The organism is Pedobacter riviphilus (assembly GCF_014692875.1).
In the GTDB taxonomy this organism is placed as follows: Bacteria; Bacteroidota; Bacteroidia; order Sphingobacteriales; family Sphingobacteriaceae; genus Pedobacter; species Pedobacter riviphilus.
The window spans coordinates 2,303,492-2,319,163 of record NZ_CP061171.1; the positions used below are offsets into that span (position 1 = coordinate 2,303,492).

General features: G+C 36.9%; 15 protein-coding genes. 8 read left to right on the forward strand and 7 right to left on the reverse strand.

Annotation, left to right across the window (positions count from 1 at the left end; genetic code table 11):
• The first annotated feature begins 370 nt into the window (after positions 1–370).
• Positions 371–1,723 carry a PhoH family protein gene (locus tag H9N25_RS09395; protein ID WP_167294452.1) on the forward strand — a complete coding sequence of 451 codons (1,353 nt, stop codon included), beginning with the start codon at positions 371–373 and terminating at the stop codon, positions 1,721–1,723.
• Between the two features lie 127 nt (positions 1,724–1,850).
• Here H9N25_RS09395 and H9N25_RS25275 read toward each other — a convergent pair whose 3' ends face one another.
• Positions 1,851–2,309: an MFS transporter gene (locus tag H9N25_RS25275; RefSeq protein WP_330221097.1), complete on the reverse strand. Its 459-nt coding sequence runs from the start codon at positions 2,307–2,309 to the stop codon at positions 1,851–1,853.
• Positions 2,249–3,061 (reverse strand): TCR/Tet family MFS transporter, encoded by an 813-nt coding sequence (locus H9N25_RS09400; RefSeq protein WP_330221098.1) that lies wholly within the window; start codon positions 3,059–3,061, stop codon positions 2,249–2,251. Before H9N25_RS09400 ends, H9N25_RS25275 begins: the two co-directional genes overlap by 61 nt.
• 466 nt (positions 3,062–3,527) lie before the next feature.
• On the opposite strand from H9N25_RS09400, the gene gyrA reads away from it, so the two are divergent.
• The 4 genes from gyrA to H9N25_RS09420 all read left to right on the forward strand — a co-directional run bounded on the left by gyrA (position 3,528) and on the right by H9N25_RS09420 (position 9,165).
• Complete coding sequence (gyrA, locus tag H9N25_RS09405) at positions 3,528–6,119, forward strand: DNA gyrase subunit A (protein ID WP_190328708.1); 2,592 nt, start codon at positions 3,528–3,530, stop codon at positions 6,117–6,119.
• 26 nt (positions 6,120–6,145) lie between these two features.
• The gene (locus H9N25_RS09410) at positions 6,146–7,234 is read left to right on the forward strand and encodes a tetratricopeptide repeat protein (RefSeq protein WP_167294455.1); all 1,089 of its coding nucleotides are present in this window, start codon (positions 6,146–6,148) and stop codon (positions 7,232–7,234) included.
• Between the two features lie 98 nt (positions 7,235–7,332).
• Positions 7,333–8,478: a tetratricopeptide repeat protein gene (locus H9N25_RS09415; protein ID WP_190328709.1), complete on the forward strand. Its 1,146-nt coding sequence runs from the start codon at positions 7,333–7,335 to the stop codon at positions 8,476–8,478.
• A 123-nt stretch (positions 8,479–8,601) separates the two neighbouring features.
• Positions 8,602–9,165: an endonuclease V gene (locus H9N25_RS09420; RefSeq protein WP_190328710.1), complete on the forward strand. Its 564-nt coding sequence runs from the start codon at positions 8,602–8,604 to the stop codon at positions 9,163–9,165.
• Between the two features lie 21 nt (positions 9,166–9,186).
• Here H9N25_RS09420 and hemF read toward each other — a convergent pair whose 3' ends face one another.
• From hemF to H9N25_RS09440, 4 genes are all read right to left on the reverse strand, one after another.
• Positions 9,187–10,101 (reverse strand): oxygen-dependent coproporphyrinogen oxidase, encoded by a 915-nt coding sequence (gene hemF / locus H9N25_RS09425; protein WP_407947448.1) that lies wholly within the window; start codon positions 10,099–10,101, stop codon positions 9,187–9,189.
• A gap of 112 nt (positions 10,102–10,213) precedes the next feature.
• Positions 10,214–11,446, reverse strand: a complete 1,233-nt coding sequence (locus H9N25_RS09430) for an MFS transporter (protein ID WP_184468115.1) — start codon at positions 11,444–11,446, stop codon at positions 10,214–10,216.
• 102 nt (positions 11,447–11,548) lie between these two features.
• Entirely contained in the window at positions 11,549–11,770 is a 222-nt protein-coding gene (locus H9N25_RS09435) for a coproporphyrinogen III oxidase (RefSeq protein ID WP_167294461.1), read from the reverse strand.
• Between the two features lie 126 nt (positions 11,771–11,896).
• A complete protein-coding gene (locus H9N25_RS09440) occupies positions 11,897–12,205 on the reverse strand; it encodes a phosphoribosylpyrophosphate synthetase (RefSeq protein ID WP_167294462.1) in 309 nt (102 codons plus the stop codon).
• A gap of 52 nt (positions 12,206–12,257) precedes the next feature.
• Between H9N25_RS09440 and H9N25_RS09445 the strand changes: the two genes are divergently transcribed.
• The 3 genes from H9N25_RS09445 (at position 12,258) to H9N25_RS09455 (ending at position 15,016) form a co-directional block, all read left to right on the forward strand.
• Positions 12,258–12,770 (forward strand): DUF4442 domain-containing protein, encoded by a 513-nt coding sequence (locus tag H9N25_RS09445; protein WP_330221099.1) that lies wholly within the window; start codon positions 12,258–12,260, stop codon positions 12,768–12,770.
• Positions 12,771–12,780: 10 nt separating this feature from the next.
• On the forward strand, positions 12,781–13,410 hold the full coding sequence (locus H9N25_RS09450) for an AlbA family DNA-binding domain-containing protein (protein WP_167294464.1): 630 nt from the start codon (positions 12,781–12,783) through the stop codon (positions 13,408–13,410).
• Between the two features lie 235 nt (positions 13,411–13,645).
• Positions 13,646–15,016: an MATE family efflux transporter gene (locus tag H9N25_RS09455; protein ID WP_190328711.1), complete on the forward strand. Its 1,371-nt coding sequence runs from the start codon at positions 13,646–13,648 to the stop codon at positions 15,014–15,016.
• On the opposite strand, the gene H9N25_RS09460 is transcribed toward H9N25_RS09455, so the two are convergent.
• Entirely contained in the window at positions 15,006–15,614 is a 609-nt protein-coding gene (locus H9N25_RS09460) for a hypothetical protein (protein ID WP_167294466.1), read from the reverse strand. The two genes, H9N25_RS09455 and H9N25_RS09460, sit on opposite strands and share 11 nt — an antisense overlap.
• Positions 15,615–15,672: the final 58 nt, after the last annotated feature.

A 15,672-nucleotide genomic window follows, 5' to 3' on the forward strand; every position in this document is an offset into this window, starting at 1 on the left:
GGGAAAACGATTAATTTCTGAAAGGGTTAAACCGAGTAAGGATATATATAACCATCGAAAGATTGGACGATAAGAAAATCGCACAGGCCCAAACAGAGATTATGGAGAACTAGGAAGTTTACGGACGGATGAGTTGGAAATAAATTTTCACGAATCGCAAAAGTTGCAAAACCTAACGATAACGGAAAAATCAAGGTAACAAAGATTTGATGCTTTAAAATACAGCTACGGTTGTTTTTAGAGTTAAAACGGGGAACTGAATCGAAAGAAGAGGGACCCCGTTTTTATTTTGTCTAAAATTTTGGCCTTTCGATCAAAAAAGAATAGCAAATCCTTCCACATATTATCCCTAAAATATTAAATTTACCAAATGGCCAAAAAAGGTAAATCAATCTCCAATCCGTCAAAAAAGATATTCGTTTTAGATACCTCAGTTATTTTATACGATCATGATGCGATAAATAATTTCCATGAGCACGATGTAGCCATTCCCATTCAGGTTTTAGAAGAGCTCGATAATTTTAAAAGCGGTAACGATACGCGGAATTTTGAGGCCAGAAGTTTTATCCGCCTTATTGATGAAACTTCAAAACAAAAACTGATCAGCGATTGGATTTCGTTGAAAAGTCCAGGATCAGGAAAATTTAAGGTAGTTTTAAATGAAAGCCCACTAACCATAAATGCGGAAGAAGTGTATGGAAAAGGTAAAACTGACCATAAGATTTTAAATGCAGCATTAAGTTTAAAAGAAGAATATCCAGATAAAAAAGTCGTACTGGTATCGAAAGACATCTGCCTGCGGTTAAAAGCAAAAGCTTTGGATTTAAATGCAGAAGATTACGAAACAGGTAAGATTAAAAACGTAGATGAGCTTTATGCTGGGAAGACCGAACTTATAGATTTTCCAATCGAGATAATTGAGGAAGTAAAAAAACAGCCTTTTATCGATGCTGGTGAGATCGAATTACCGCCAAAAAACGCTAACCACTTCTATATTTTAAAGAACAAGAGAAAAACGGCAAACGTATTTTATAACAATAGTTTAAAAACAATTTCTGCGGTATCAACCGATTCGATATTTAAAATAAAACCAAAAAATATTGAACAGGCATTTGCTATCCACGCGCTTTTAGATCCTGAAATTAAGCTGGTGAGCATACAGGGGAACGCTGGGACAGGCAAAACATTATTGGCTTTGGCAAGCGCATTAGAACAGCGTAAAAACTTTAGGCAGATTTATGTTACCCGACCGATTGTTTCCCTGAGCAATAAAGACATCGGTTTCCTACCAGGGGATGCAAAATCGAAAACCGATCCTTTTATGGCGCCCATTTGGGATAATCTGCGATTTATTAAAGAGCAGTTTATTGGCGATGATAAAATGTCGGAAAAGATTGATGAACTAATTGTAACCGAAAAAATAGCGATTGCGCCATTGGCTTTTATCCGCGGAAGAACCCTCACCAAAATTTTCTTTATCATTGATGAAGCACAGAATTTAACGCCGCATGAGGTGAAAACAATAATTTCGAGAGCAGGTGAGCATACCAAGATTGTTTTTACCGGTGATATTTACCAAATTGACACCCCTTATCTCGACTCAGAAAGTAACGGTCTTTCGTACCTGATTGAAAATGCAAAGAACCATCCGCTTTATGCGCATATCACCTTGCATAAGGGCGAAAGGAGCGAATTAGCCAATTTGGCCAATGAGTTGCTTTAACTCGTCATGGTAAGATTATTTAACTCTTTTTATTCTGATGTTGTTAGGCACTGCATTTATTTTCAATAATAAATAAGGAATAAAAATGTAAATAGTATTATTTTTTTCATAAGTGAGAAAGTCTTGGCTAATGATACTTCTGCAATGCCCTAATAGCAATAAACAATCCGATTAAAGTTAAAACTGCACTCAGTATAAACGGTGCGCCAGGAAAATAAACCGGCGCTTTCCCTTCGATAAAATAAGCAAATATATGTGTCATTACCCAAGGCGCAAATATGGCGGCTAAACTCTGTAAACCAGTTAAAACACCTTGCATTTCGCCCTGTGCATTCGCAGGCACCTGATTGGAAATAAGTCCCTGCATAGCTGGTCCGCCGATTCCTGCCAAACCATAGGGAAGCATAAAGGCAAACATCATCCAGCCTTTTGATGCAAAAGCGAAAGCAATAAAGCCGATGATATATAAAATGAGACCAAAATAAACGGCTTTCTTTTCTCCAATTTTTGGTAAAATTACTCTGATTAATCCCCCTGAACAATTCCAATAACCAAACCCACAAATCCTAGAGAATAACCCACCCATGCAGCATCCCACTTAAATTTTTCCATGGTATAAAAGGTCCAGTTAGATTGAACCGAATGACTGGAAAAATACAATAAGAATAACGTGGCCATTAAGCCGGCTAATGCCGGATATTTACCAATGCTCCGCAACGAGCCGATGGGGTTTGCTCTTTTCCAGTCAAACGCCCTTCGTTTTTCAACTGGTAACGATTCTGGCAGGATAAAATACCCATAAAGCCAGTTAATTAAAGATAAACCTGCAGCAATCATAAAAGGGACCCGGGTACCAAAATGACTAAAAACACCGCCTAAAACCGGACCTAAAATAAAACCAACGCCGAATGCAGCGCCAACCAAACCAAAATTCTGCGCCCTTTTCTCAGGAGGCGAAACATCTGCAATATAAGCCTGAGCGGTTGTAAAACTAGCCCCTGTAATACCGGCAATAATCCTTCCTACAAATAACCAAATAATGGAAGGGGCAAAGGCTAAAAAAATATAATCGACACCTAAACCGAACAAAGAGCTTAATAATACTGGTCTTCGTCCATACCGATCGCTCATTGCACCGATAATTGGAGAGAATATAAATTGTACCGATGCATAAGCAAGTGTGAGCCAGCCACCATATTCTGCCGCCAAACCAAAGCCACCGCCGGTAAAATCCTGTATAAGTTTTGGTAACACCGGAATGATTAGCCCAAAGCCCGTAAAATCGATCAGGAGGGTAACCATAATAAAACTCATTGCAGATTTCTTTTCGTTTGCCATATAAAGCAAAAGTATCAGAATTACTTAAGAATGTAAATTTTAGTTCTCTACAAATGATCATACAAACCTATCAGGTTTCAAAAACCTGATAGGTTTAAATCGGTATATAAAATACAGAGCCACTGTTCATAAACCTGATAAAGCGGAAAAGCCCTGAACGAAGCATGAGTGAAGACTTAGAGCGATAGCAGGGCAACAGACCGCCACTAGCACAACACACTACATTTCAAAAAAAATTATCAGCCTAATCCGTCAAACCTATCAGGTCTCAAAAAGCGGCAAGGCTTAGATCAAAAAACGTTTAAACTAGCCTTCAATAACTTAAAATTACATTGGGCGTAAAAAACCTATCACAAAGGCCAAAACTTTTCCACAATACCTTAATTCGCCTAAATTTTGTTAAATTCGCAAGGTTATAGTAATACCCTTTTTTTAATATCGTTTTAAGTAGCGAGAATAATAATTTATGGCAGAAGATTTAGAAAATCAACAGAACGACAAAATCATTCCAATTAACATAGAAGAGCAGATGAAATCGGCCTACATTGATTACTCAATGTCGGTAATTGTATCAAGGGCTTTGCCTGATGTACGCGATGGATTGAAACCGGTACACCGCCGTGTTTTATATGGCATGCTCGATCTTGGTGTAACCAGTAATAAACCACATAAAAAATCTGCCCGTATAGTAGGGGAGGTTTTAGGTAAATATCACCCACATGGTGATGCGTCAGTATATTTCACCATGGTCCGTATGGCTCAAGACTGGAGTTTGCGTTATCCAATGGTAGATGGACAAGGAAACTTTGGTCACATTGATGGTGACTCGCCGGCTGCGATGCGTTATACTGAGGCACGTTTTTCGAAAATTGCTGAAGAAATGCTTGCCGATATCAATAAAGATACAGTAGATTTTCAGTTAAACTTTGATGATACCTTACAAGAACCAACTGTTTTACCTGCAAAAATCCCGAACTTATTGGTTAACGGATCTTCTGGTATTGCTGTAGGTATGGCCACCAACATGGCACCTCACAACTTAACCGAGGTAATTGATGGTGTGGTAAACTATATCGACAATAGAGATATTACAATCGAGGAATTAATGAAGTTTGTAAAAGCTCCAGATTTTCCTACCGGTGGTATTATTTATGGTTATACTGGTGTAAAAGAGGCTTTCGAAACAGGTCGAGGCCGTATCGTAATGCGAGCAAAGGCAGAAATCGAGAACATTAAAGACCGTGAGGTAATTATTGTTACTGAAATTCCTTACCAGGTTAACAAAGCACAGATGATTGAGCGTACTGCTGAATTGGTTGGTGAGAAAAAACTTGAAGGTATTTCTAACATTAAAGACGAATCGAACAAAGATGGTATCCGTATCGTTTACGAAATTAAACGTGATGCAAATGCTTCTATCGTTTTAAACAACCTCTATAAGTATACCGCACTACAAACTTCTTTCAGTGTAAATAACATCGCATTGGTAAAAGGCCGTCCGCAAATGTTAAATCTTAAAGATTTAATTGTACATTTTGTGGATCACCGCCATGATGTGATTGTTCGCCGTACCAAATACGAATTAGCTGAGGCCGAAAAACGTGCACACATTTTAGAGGGTTATTTAATTGCTTTAGATCATTTAGATGAAGTAATTAAATTAATCCGTGCATCTGAAACACCAGATGAAGCCCGTTTAGGCTTAATGGAGGAATTCGGACTGAGCGATATTCAGGCCCGTGCAATTTTGGATATGACGCTTCGTCGTTTAACAGGACTAGAGCGTGATAAGATCAAAGAAGAGTATGCCGAATTAATGAAAACCATCGAATATTTGAAATCTATTCTGGCAGATGAAGGTTTACGGATGAAGATCATCAAAGATGAACTTGAAGAAGTTAAGCAGAAATTTGGTGATGAACGTAAAACAACTATCGTTCACTCGGCCGAAGATATGAGCATGGAAGATTTCATCGATGATGAAGAAGTGGTTATCACCATCTCTCACGAAGGTTATGTAAAACGTACTCCAGCAACCGAATTCAGAGCGCAGGGTAGAGGCGGAAAAGGATCGAAAGGCAGTACTTCAAAAAATGAAGATTTTATAGAGCATATGCTCGTGGCTACAAACCACAATTATATGTTATTCTTTACCGAAGCTGGAAGATGTTTCTGGTTGAGGGTTTACGAAATTCCTGAAGGTTCGCGAACCAGTAAAGGAAGAGCGATCCAGAATATTATCAATATCCCGAAAGAGGAGAAAATTAAAGCCTATATTAAGGTTAAAAACCTTAAAGATCAGGAATACTTAGAGAACAATTTCATTATTATGTGTACTAAAAAAGGTACCATTAAGAAAACTTCTCTTGAGGCATATTCACGTCCACGTGTAAATGGTATCAATGCCATCAACATTAATGACGGCGATGTATTATTGGAAGCTTGTTTAACCAATGGTGAAAGCGAAATTGTTATGGCGTTGCGCTCAGGTAGGGCAATCCGTTTCAATGAAAAAACTGTTCGTCCGATGGGCAGAACAGCTACTGGTGTACGCGGTGTTAGGCTTGCGCATGATGAGGATGAAGTTGTTGGCATGATTGCTGTAAACAATCCTGAAGTTACCGTGTTAGTAGTATCAGAAAAAGGATATGGTAAACGTACAGATATTGAAGATTACCGTGTAACTAACCGTGGAGGTAAAGGAGTAAAAACAATTAATGTTACTGAAAAAACCGGACAATTAGTTTCGATTAAAGACGTTACAGATAGCGAAGATTTGATGATCATTAACCGTTCAGGTATTGTAATCAGAATTCCGGTTTCAGCATTAAGGGTAATGGGCCGTGCCACGCAAGGTGTTCGTTTGATCTCATTAAAAGGTGATGACGAGATTGCATCGGTAACTAAAATTGATCACGAAGAGGACGAGGAAGAAACAGTAGATTTAACTGATGTTGTAGTTACAGACGGTGAAGAATTAGAAGCAGATACTACTCCAGAAGTTGACGATACGGAAGAAGAGGCTGATTCAGATAATGAAACGGAAGAAGAAAATTAACTAAAAATAAGATTAGAATAAAAATTATGAAAAGAGTATTTCTAAGTATAGTTCTAGCGGGTGTAGTAAGCGCTGCATTTGCTCAGAAAAGTGAAGTAACCGCGGCAAAAAACGATTGGGGTTTGTTCCAGTTAACTTCTTCAAGTGCATCAACGCCATTAGCGAAGAAACTTGAGTCGTTAGCGAAAGGGTTGGCTCACACAGATAAAGCTATTGCTGATGAAAAATCTAAAGTAATGCCTGAAGCATGGTCTTATCGTGCTTTATTTGCTTCTTCTGCAGCAATTTTAGATTCAACAAGTACTGCAAACGCTGATGCAAACCTGAAAATTGCACAAGAAGCTATTGCTGAAGCAAAAAAACTGGATACTAAAGGTGCGGAGAAAGACAACATTAATTCAGCTGAAATCAATATTAGCAATGCAATTAGAAATGGTGGTGTAATTGCTTACAATAAAAAAGATTACAAAACTGCTTACGCAAAATTTGTAGCAGCAACAGTGATTAATCCAAACGATACAGCAATGTATTTAAATGCGGGTATTGCGGCCAGGCTTAATGAGGATTATCCAAATATGATTACCCAGTTCAAAAAAGTAATCTCTTTAAATTCTCCACAGTCTAAAGATTTATATTCTGAGATTATCTCAACCACATTGGCTAAACAAAAAGATACAACTGCTGCGTTGGCCCTTATTAAGGAAGCAACTGCAAAATTCCCTGAAAATACCGACTGGATTAAAACTGAGACTCAGATTTATATTGATAGGGGTGATGCAGCAAAATCTGAGCAAATGTTAGTGGCTTTAGCAACAAAAGAACCTAACAATGCTAACTATCAGGTTTTATTAGGTAATATCTATTTCAGTCAGGCTTTAAAATTACAGGCCGACAGAAATAAAATTGATCCTAAGAAAGTAAAAGAATTTAACGAAGTAACAGGTAAAATGAATGCTTTGTTAGATAAATCGCTCCCTTTTTACAAAAAAGCTTTAGAAGTTGACGCTAAAAACCAAGGTGCATTAGAAACCTTGAAAACGATCTATGCTTTTAGAAATGATACTAAAAATTACGAAGACATCAAGAAACGTTTAGACGCATTGCCTAAACAATAATTCTGATACCCATTTAAAAAAAGAGCCCGAAATTTCGGGGCTCTTTTTTTTATGTTTATTTTTATGGTTTATTATGGTTTTACCACATTATTTATCTTATGCAGAATTGCTTTAAAGTATCATTAATTGCCTTAATTTTCGTCTCTTTTAATGCTGTGGCCCAAAAAACTCAAATCCTTATTGCCAGAAATGCCGTGGGTAAACTACAGGCATCTATCGCCAATAAAGAAGATGAGAAAAAGCAACTTGCTATTATAAGTGAAGGTTTAAAGTCGATTGAGTCTGCAGAAAAAGATAATAAAACAAAAAACTGGGCCGAAACCTGGTCAATAAAATCTTACCTAATGTCGTTTGCCGCATTAATAGATACCGATCCTAATAATGCCAACAAGTTTTATGATAATGCCATTGAGGCTGTTGCTAAAGCAAAATCGCTTGATCGCTACAATGACAATGGAGGACTTATTAAGGCATCAGCGCACAACATTCTGATTAAAAAGCAAGAGAAAGGCAATGAAGCCTATTTTAACAATGAATTTAAAGAAGCGTTTGCAGACTTAAAAGAAGTATCAGATAATTTTCCAGCCGACACCACTTTAGCATTAAATACCGCAATATGCGCGTTAAACATTCAGTCATATGATGAATCTTTAACTTATTTTAAGCGTGCTAAAGAAAATGGCATTAAAAACCCGTCTGTTTTCCAGAAAATGGCTCAGATGTATGTAGTAAAATCAGAAAATGAAACTGCAATTAAAACCTTAGAAGACGGGCTTGCGCTTAATCCATTCAACCGTTTTTTAACCAACGATTATATCAATCTTTTACTCGATACCGAGAATTACAGTAAAGCGCAGGGACTGATCGAAAATAACTTAAAAGTAGAAAAAGGAAGTAAACTACTATATTTTCTTTACGGTTATCTGCAACAAATTGGTGGAAATAATGCTACCGCTATTTTAGCTTATGATAAAGCTTTAGCCACAGATCAAAATTATTTCGATGCATTGTATCAATTAAGTTTGGCTTATATAAACACAGCCAACGAAACCTTAAGTAAAAATGAAGCAGATAAAACTGCTAAGTATAATGGATTGATTAATCACGCACAGTTTGCTTTGCAGCGTGCCAATGAAATTAATCCGAACGACAAAAAAACAGTTCAGTTACTGATTGATATCTACACCAAAAAGAAAGCTACCGACAAAGTTCAAGAACTTAACCGAAAGCTTCAGGAACTCTAGTCTATTTGTTTTTAAGGGAATAGGGAGGTATTTAAGAAACACAACTTAACATAATATTAATTATAAGACAAACCATCAACGATATAAATAAAACAATAACCCTAAAGAATTTGTACTAATATCATGTACGACCATTACAACTTCGATGATGCTACTGCTTATCAAATTGAATTAGCCAAACGATTAAAGTTTGAGCCACTTAAAAAAATTAGTATCATAGCCGGTGCAGATATTTCATTTAATAAAAACAGTACAACCATGTATGCTGGAATTGTGATCTTAACTTATCCTGGCATGGTCTTAAAATCATTCGCGTTAGCAACTTACGAAACCAGTTTTCCGTATAAAGCAGGATTTTTAGGTTTTAAAGAGGTTCCGGCATTATTAAAAGTTTGGGAATTGATTGCGGATAAACCAGATGTTGTATATAGCGCTACAGAAATTAAAAATAATGCAGGCGAAATGCTTGGCTTTGCACTGAGAACAAAAATCAATTGCGCACCTGTTTATATTTCTGCCGGACATTTAATTACGCAGGAAGAAAGTCTTGAGGTGATAAAAAAAAGTATCGCAAACTATAGAATTCCTGAACCAACCCGCATGGCCCATAATCTTGTAAATGATTTTAGAACCGGAAAATTGAAAGCTGGTTTTCATGAGGTATTGGCACCGTTGACTTTGTTTTAACTCAAATTCGTCATGCTAAACTTAAACCCAGTTAATCCCTTTTTTAAGCAGCTGTACAGTTTTATACTCATCAGAATCTAGTTCCGGCTGAACATTGTAGCCCCAGTTAGCCTGTGGTGGTAAACTCATTAAGATAGATTCGATCCGGCCGTTGGTTTCCAGGCCAAATTTAGTTCCGGAATCGTAAACTAAATTAAACTCTACATAACGGCTACGGCGCTGATATTGCCATTGTTTATGGGCTTCGGTAAATTCTTTATCCCGGTTACGATCAATTAATTCGGTATAAATCGGCAAAAATGTTTCGCCAATATTAATGGAGAAATCCAGAATCTGCTCCCAAGACAGATTGGTGTTTTCAGGTTTTAATCGATCGTAAAAAATACCGCCAATACCACGGGTTTCTTCACGGTGTTTAATAAAGAAATAATCATCGGCGTGTGTTTTGAATTTTGGATAAAACTCAGCACTGAAATCGTCGCAAGCCTGTTTTAGTTTATGATGAAAGAAACGGGCATCGTTTTCGAACACGTAATGTGGTGTTAAATCGATACCTCCGCCAAACCACCGTGTTTCTTCGTTCAATTCAAAGTAGCGGATATTCATATGGATAATCGGAACCAGCGGATGATTTGGATGAATCACAATTGAAACTCCAGTAGCAAAAAAATCATCTTCTGTTACATTAAAGGCTTTTTTTACCGCTTCAGGCAGTTTACCATGTACGGCAGAGAAATTTACGCCACCCTTTTCGATAACGGCACCATTTTGCATAATCCGGGTACGTCCGCCTCCCCCACCGTCTCTCTCCCAGAGCTCTTCTTCAAATTTCCCTTCGCCATCGGCAATTTCCAATCCCCTGCAAATTTCATCCTGTATTTGCTTATACCGTGCTGCTACTTCTTCTTTAAACATGATGATTTTTTCTATTTCCATACAAATTTAAAGGTATTAAAGCAGCAATATTGATTTATGTTTAGATAGTACATTTTATTGACATTGTTTTTGAGTCTGAAGTTTTTAGTCCCTTAGTCCAAAGTCCTAAAAATTAATGTTCTAAATAGTTGAGGTCTTTATTAAAGCTTTCTTTTAAAGAAGCTACAGAGATCATGGCAATTACGGTTACAATTCCCATTACTATAAAACCAGCCGAAACAATATTGTAACGGTGTACAAAAAATTCGAAAACAAATGTGATCGGAATTAACGCTCCGCGTACAAAGTTTGGCGCTGTAGTGGTAACAGTTGAACGGATGTTAGTGCCAAACTGTTCAGCGGCAATAGTAACGAATGTTGCCCAATAGCCAACTGCAAAGCCCATAAACAGGCAGATCAGGATAAAACTACTTTCAGTTAAACCCGTACTGTTCAAATAAACAAGTACAGTAATCACCGATAAACTTTGAAAAATAAGCACTGTTTTTTTTCGTGACTTTAACACCTGGGCCAAAAAGCCACATACCACATCGCCAATGGCTATACCAAAATAGGTGTACATAATCCCTGTACCAGCATTCAATAAATCTTTAGCCCCTAGCGCTTTACCTATTTCTGGCGATTGAGTGACTAAAATACCCACAATAAACCAAAGTGGAAGTCCTAAGCAGATACAAGCCAGATATTTTAAAAATCTTTTCCGATTGGAGAAAAGCATAAAGAAGTTACCTTTTGAAACCTCCTTACTTTGATCGGCATGCTTAAACATACCTGATTCGAAAGTACCTACACGTAAAAGCAATAACAAAAGTCCCATGCCACCCCCTACAAAATAAGAGGTTTGCCAGGTAAAATGTTTGCCAATTGTAGCTGCTGCTGCTGCTCCTAGTAAACCAATACCAGCTACCACCATTGTACCGTAGCCACGTTTTTCTTTGTCCATGGTTTCGGTAACAAGGGTAATCCCTGCGCCTAACTCTCCTGCCAAACCAATGCCCGCTATAAACCTGATAATGGCATAAGTATGTACATCCGTAGCAAAACCATTGGCTATGTTCGCTAACGAATACATCAAAATTGATCCAAATAATACTTTGATTCTACCGAATTTATCGCCGATAATACCCCAAAGCAAGCCTCCAAGCAATAAACCTAACATCTGCATGTTGATTACATACTCTCCCTCGGTACGCATATGGGCAGCAGAAACACCGATATCGGTAAAACTTTTTACCCGTACAACAGAAAATAGAACAAGGTCATAAATATCTACGAAGTAGCCTAAAGCAGCTACAATAACTAAGAAAATTACATTACGGTTGTTTGCGTTTGCTTGAAGATCCATTTAATTATTTGGTTTAAGCGTTGAAAGTACGCAATAACACAAATATTTAAAATAGATTTTTAAAATAAAAGCCACTCTTGTGTTAGAGTGGCTTTTGCATTCCTACATTGGAGGATTTTTTTTCGTTGTATCAGGTGGCATTTTAGTAGTGTCAGGCACTTTTTTAGCGGTGGTGTCTGGCATCTTTTTAGTGGTGTCCATCATTTTTGTCGAATCCGTCGCAGTACTGTCTGAAGAACCAGCCATATTTTTAGACGAATTGCATGCTGAAGTGGCTATCATAAGAGAACCCGCAAAAGCAAGACTTAAGATTATTTTTTTCATAGTTTTTATTGTTATCTATCAACTTAACAACCTTATAATCATTTGGTTTTATTTTTTTTCATTCCACATTGCTTATTTTCCATCTATCACATTGATTATTAGCGAATTACAAAACAAAGAAAAGTATTATTCATGATGGATCTTCAATTTATTCAGCAATTCTGACGATATATTTTCAGCATATACACCATAACCATCTACCAATACTCCTTTTAAACTTCCTGCATTTGATGAAATGGCGTAAACAACCGAGCTATCAGCCGGATCGGTCATTCCTTCGAAGCGGTATACCTCTTCGATTTCAAATTCTTCAGGCTTCAGTAATAAATTAAATGATTTACATTCTAAAGCATCTGCCGTTAAATTGAAATCTAAATTATAACCGCGACGATCTAAATCTGTTAAAGCGTCGGTAATGGTATCATAAACATGCATATTTCTAAATTACGGAAATATTACCAAAACAAGATCTGTAAAACTTTAAAAGGTGATAAAACTTTCTGATATTAGTAAGTATGATTATTTCTCAAAATACCCTAAAATGGGTAATGCGTTTTTACCCCCCCTATTTTTTCAACGCATTTGGGTTCAGAGATTTGAAAATGAATTTAGAAGCTGTACGGTTAAGCTGAGCAAGAGTTTTCTGAATAAAAATTATAACGGCTCTATTTTTGGAGGTACTATTTATGCAGCTACCGATCCATTTTATGCCTTATTATTTGATCAGTTAATGCAACGCCGTGGCTTTAAAGTCCGTGTTTGGTTAAAGAGTGCCTCTATACAGTATTTAAAACCCGGTCGTTCTACTTTATACTTTACCATAACAGTAACTGACGATATGCTGAATGAAGCCGAACATGCATTAAAAACCATTGGGAAGTTTGTAAAAGCCTACCCGATGGAAATTACCAATAAGGATGGCGAGCTGTGTGCTACTGTAATGAATGAAGTATATATCCGAAACCTGCATCAAGGCGAAACGCCCAGAGTTGCTTACTAATTTTTAGATTATGCCGAGTATTAAGAGTTTAATTTTGCAGGGTGAGGGCGTTATGCTCGATTTTAAGAAAACCATTACCAGTACCGAGAAAATTGCCAAGAGTTTAGTTGCTTTTGCCAATAACAAAGGTGGCAAATTGTTAATCGGTGTGGCAGATGATGGATCTATTAAAGGGGTAAAATCAGAGGAAGAAGAAAAATATATGATCTTAACTTCTGCACATCAGTTTTGCAAACCCGCAATTGAGCCTTACTTTGAAGAAATTTATGTAGATGATAAATTGGTTTTAGTCGTAAATATCCCTGAAAGTGATACTAAGCCACATTATGCACTCGATGATCAAAAAAAATGGTGGGCCTATATCCGCATAAATGATAAAAGCGTTCTAGCTAGTCGGATTATTTTGGAAGTGTTGAAACAGGAATATAAAAATAATGGGGTTCTTATTTCCTATTCTGAAAATGAAAAAAAACTGCTGGAATACCTCGAGCAAAACGAAAAGATTACCTTAAAAGAATTTAGTAAACTGTTGCGCAGTTCGTATCGCAAGGCCCAGAAAGTATTGGTTAATTTAATTCTGACTAATGTAATCAAATCACATACCACAGAAAAGGAAGAGTATTTTACAGCGGTGAGGTAGGGTTCTTTTTTCTCGATGGTCGTCACCCTGAACTTGTTTCAGGACCTATTTACAAGTGTTTTAGTCATATTAAAACTAATAGTAAAGATGCTGACCACATAGTAGCTATAAGGCAATTGAAAACACTATATCTACTTGTAAAATAAATTCAGCATGATGATCGCTTTGAAAACCTTACATTAACTTTTCTACATCCCTATTTTTTGAGTTTTAAAAACCCGACCTTTGCAAACCTATGTTTTCTAAAATTTACACCAAATATAAACCCTATTATAAAGAAAATCTTCATTTGGCGCTGCCAATTGTAGGCTCTCAAGTGGGGCATACTTTGGTACACATGGCCGATAGTATTATTGTAGGTCATTTTACTGATACCGTTCAATTAGCTGCTGTTTCCCTTGTGAATAGTATATTTATGCTTATCCTCGTAATTGGATTAGGCATTTCTTATGGTTTAACACCACTTATTGCGCAGGAAAACGGTCGTCAGAATTATGGCGAATGCGGAAAGCTTCTTTCAAACAGTCTCATTATCAATATTTGTGTAGGTATATTTTTATATATACTTGTTCAATTGGGGATATTTTTTGTGATCGATCACCTGGAGCAAACACCTGAGGTAGTACGTTATGCAAAACCCTATCTGAATCTTTTATCTGTTTCGATCATCCCTTTATTAGTTTTTCAGACTTTTAAACAGTTTGCAGAAGGCTTAGGTTTTACCAAACAAGCCATGTTTGTTTCAATCTGGGGAAATGCCATTAACATTATCTTAGGAATCATTTTCGTGAAAGGGATGTTCGGTATTAAATCGATGGGTGTAAGTGGTGTTGGTTTAAGTACATTAATCGACAGGATTTTGATGGCCACAGTAATGTGTTTTTATGTATTGCGCGCTCAACACTTTAAAAAATATCTGATCAGCTTTAAAGCTACATTCTTTGATAAAATAAGGGCAATTAAGATTGCTAAAATTGGGATGCCTGTGGCGATGCAATATTCTTTTGAAATAAGTGCCTTTAGCGGTGCTGCTGTACTTATAGGTACCATTGGTGCGGTAGAACAGGCTGCGCATCAAATCGCGATTAGCTTAGCTGCCATGACCTATATGATTGCTAGTGGGGTAGCATCGGCTGCTACTATTAAGACAGGAAATAACTTTGGCAAGAAAAATTTCGAAGATTTACGTAATTCTGCCATAGCCAGCTATCATGTTATTTTGTTGTTTATGTCTATTACAGCAGTGATTTTTGTTTTGGCCAACAACATCATGCCCTTTATTTATACGGAAGATGCTGCCGTTATTCCTATTGCTGCCCAGTTATTGATTATTGCTGGCTTTTTTCAGCTGTTTGATGGTACACAGGTGGTTGGCTTAGGTGTTTTGCGTGGTATTGGTGATGTTAATGTTCCGACCTTTATTACCTTTTTAGCTTATTGGGTGGTTGGTATTCCCATAGGTTATGTACTGGGCTTTCATTTTAATTTAGGTGTTAATGGTATTTGGTACGGACTAACACTGGGTTTGTTAACGGCTTCTATCCTGTTGTTTTTAAGGTTCCAGAATAAAACAAAGAAGTTAAACCGTAACTCTGCTATTGTTTAATAGGATTACGTTTATTGTAGAGCATAATCGTATTTCTAATCACATCTACACTAAACTCGTCCTTTGCCAAAAAGAAATCCAATAATTCTTTATCATCGCCAATTAAGCTATTAAACGCCTCCCTTCTCTGTTTAGCTGAAGTTTTACTGAGTATTGTATTCGTTTTGATCGCAAGCAAGCTATCTGTGTTTATCTTTTTTGCATAAAGGTCAAAACTGCTTACACTGCCCGCTCCATAATTGGAACCAGGCATACCAGAAATAGAGAAACCGCCAGTCCTATAACTTTGTGAAAATTGGTAAAGATCAACCTTACCTTGTTCCAAGACTGCTAAAAACTTTTTTTTATCTTCTCCCGGCAATTTTTTAGCAATAAAAACACATTTATCTTTTCTTTGAAAATATGCGTTAATGCTATCTGCGATGATCGGTTTCATTGTTCCACCAGCAATTGGGTTAAACATCAGCATGCCTTTTTTTCCTTTTTGAAAGTTACAGTAAATTGTATCTCCCGTGTTTAATACGACATACTCAGACTGAGCCATCACAATTTGTGATAAAAATAAAATAGGTAGAATTATCCTAAAAGATTTAAGCATAGATTTTTTGTATTGAACGGTTTTGTCGCAAAATATAATTTATCCTCCGGATAAAGAA

What these genes read in the sequence shown, in the direction of transcription:
- H9N25_RS09415 (WP_190328709.1), top strand. Translation starts at nt 7,333, where the DNA reads ATGCAGAATTGCTTTAAAGTATCATTAATTGCCTTAATTTTCGTCTCT.
- H9N25_RS25275 (WP_330221097.1), bottom strand. Translation starts at nt 2,309, where the DNA reads ATGGGTGGGTTATTCTCTAGGATTTGTGGGTTTGGTTATTGGAATTGT.
- gyrA (WP_190328708.1), top strand. Translation starts at nt 3,528, where the DNA reads ATGGCAGAAGATTTAGAAAATCAACAGAACGACAAAATCATTCCAATT.
- hemF (WP_407947448.1), bottom strand. Translation starts at nt 10,101, where the DNA reads ATGGAAATAGAAAAAATCATCATGTTTAAAGAAGAAGTAGCAGCACGG.
- H9N25_RS09395 (WP_167294452.1), top strand. Translation starts at nt 371, where the DNA reads ATGGCCAAAAAAGGTAAATCAATCTCCAATCCGTCAAAAAAGATATTC.
- H9N25_RS09430 (WP_184468115.1), bottom strand. Translation starts at nt 11,446, where the DNA reads ATGGATCTTCAAGCAAACGCAAACAACCGTAATGTAATTTTCTTAGTT.
- H9N25_RS09410 (WP_167294455.1), top strand. Translation starts at nt 6,146, where the DNA reads ATGAAAAGAGTATTTCTAAGTATAGTTCTAGCGGGTGTAGTAAGCGCT.
- H9N25_RS09460 (WP_167294466.1), bottom strand. Translation starts at nt 15,614, where the DNA reads ATGCTTAAATCTTTTAGGATAATTCTACCTATTTTATTTTTATCACAA.
- H9N25_RS09440 (WP_167294462.1), bottom strand. Translation starts at nt 12,205, where the DNA reads ATGCATGTTTATGATACCATTACCGACGCTTTAACAGATTTAGATCGT.
- H9N25_RS09400 (WP_330221098.1), bottom strand. Translation starts at nt 3,061, where the DNA reads ATGGCAAACGAAAAGAAATCTGCAATGAGTTTTATTATGGTTACCCTC.
- H9N25_RS09450 (WP_167294464.1), top strand. Translation starts at nt 12,781, where the DNA reads ATGCCGAGTATTAAGAGTTTAATTTTGCAGGGTGAGGGCGTTATGCTC.
- H9N25_RS09420 (WP_190328710.1), top strand. Translation starts at nt 8,602, where the DNA reads ATGTACGACCATTACAACTTCGATGATGCTACTGCTTATCAAATTGAA.
- H9N25_RS09435 (WP_167294461.1), bottom strand. Translation starts at nt 11,770, where the DNA reads ATGAAAAAAATAATCTTAAGTCTTGCTTTTGCGGGTTCTCTTATGATA.
- H9N25_RS09455 (WP_190328711.1), top strand. Translation starts at nt 13,646, where the DNA reads ATGTTTTCTAAAATTTACACCAAATATAAACCCTATTATAAAGAAAAT.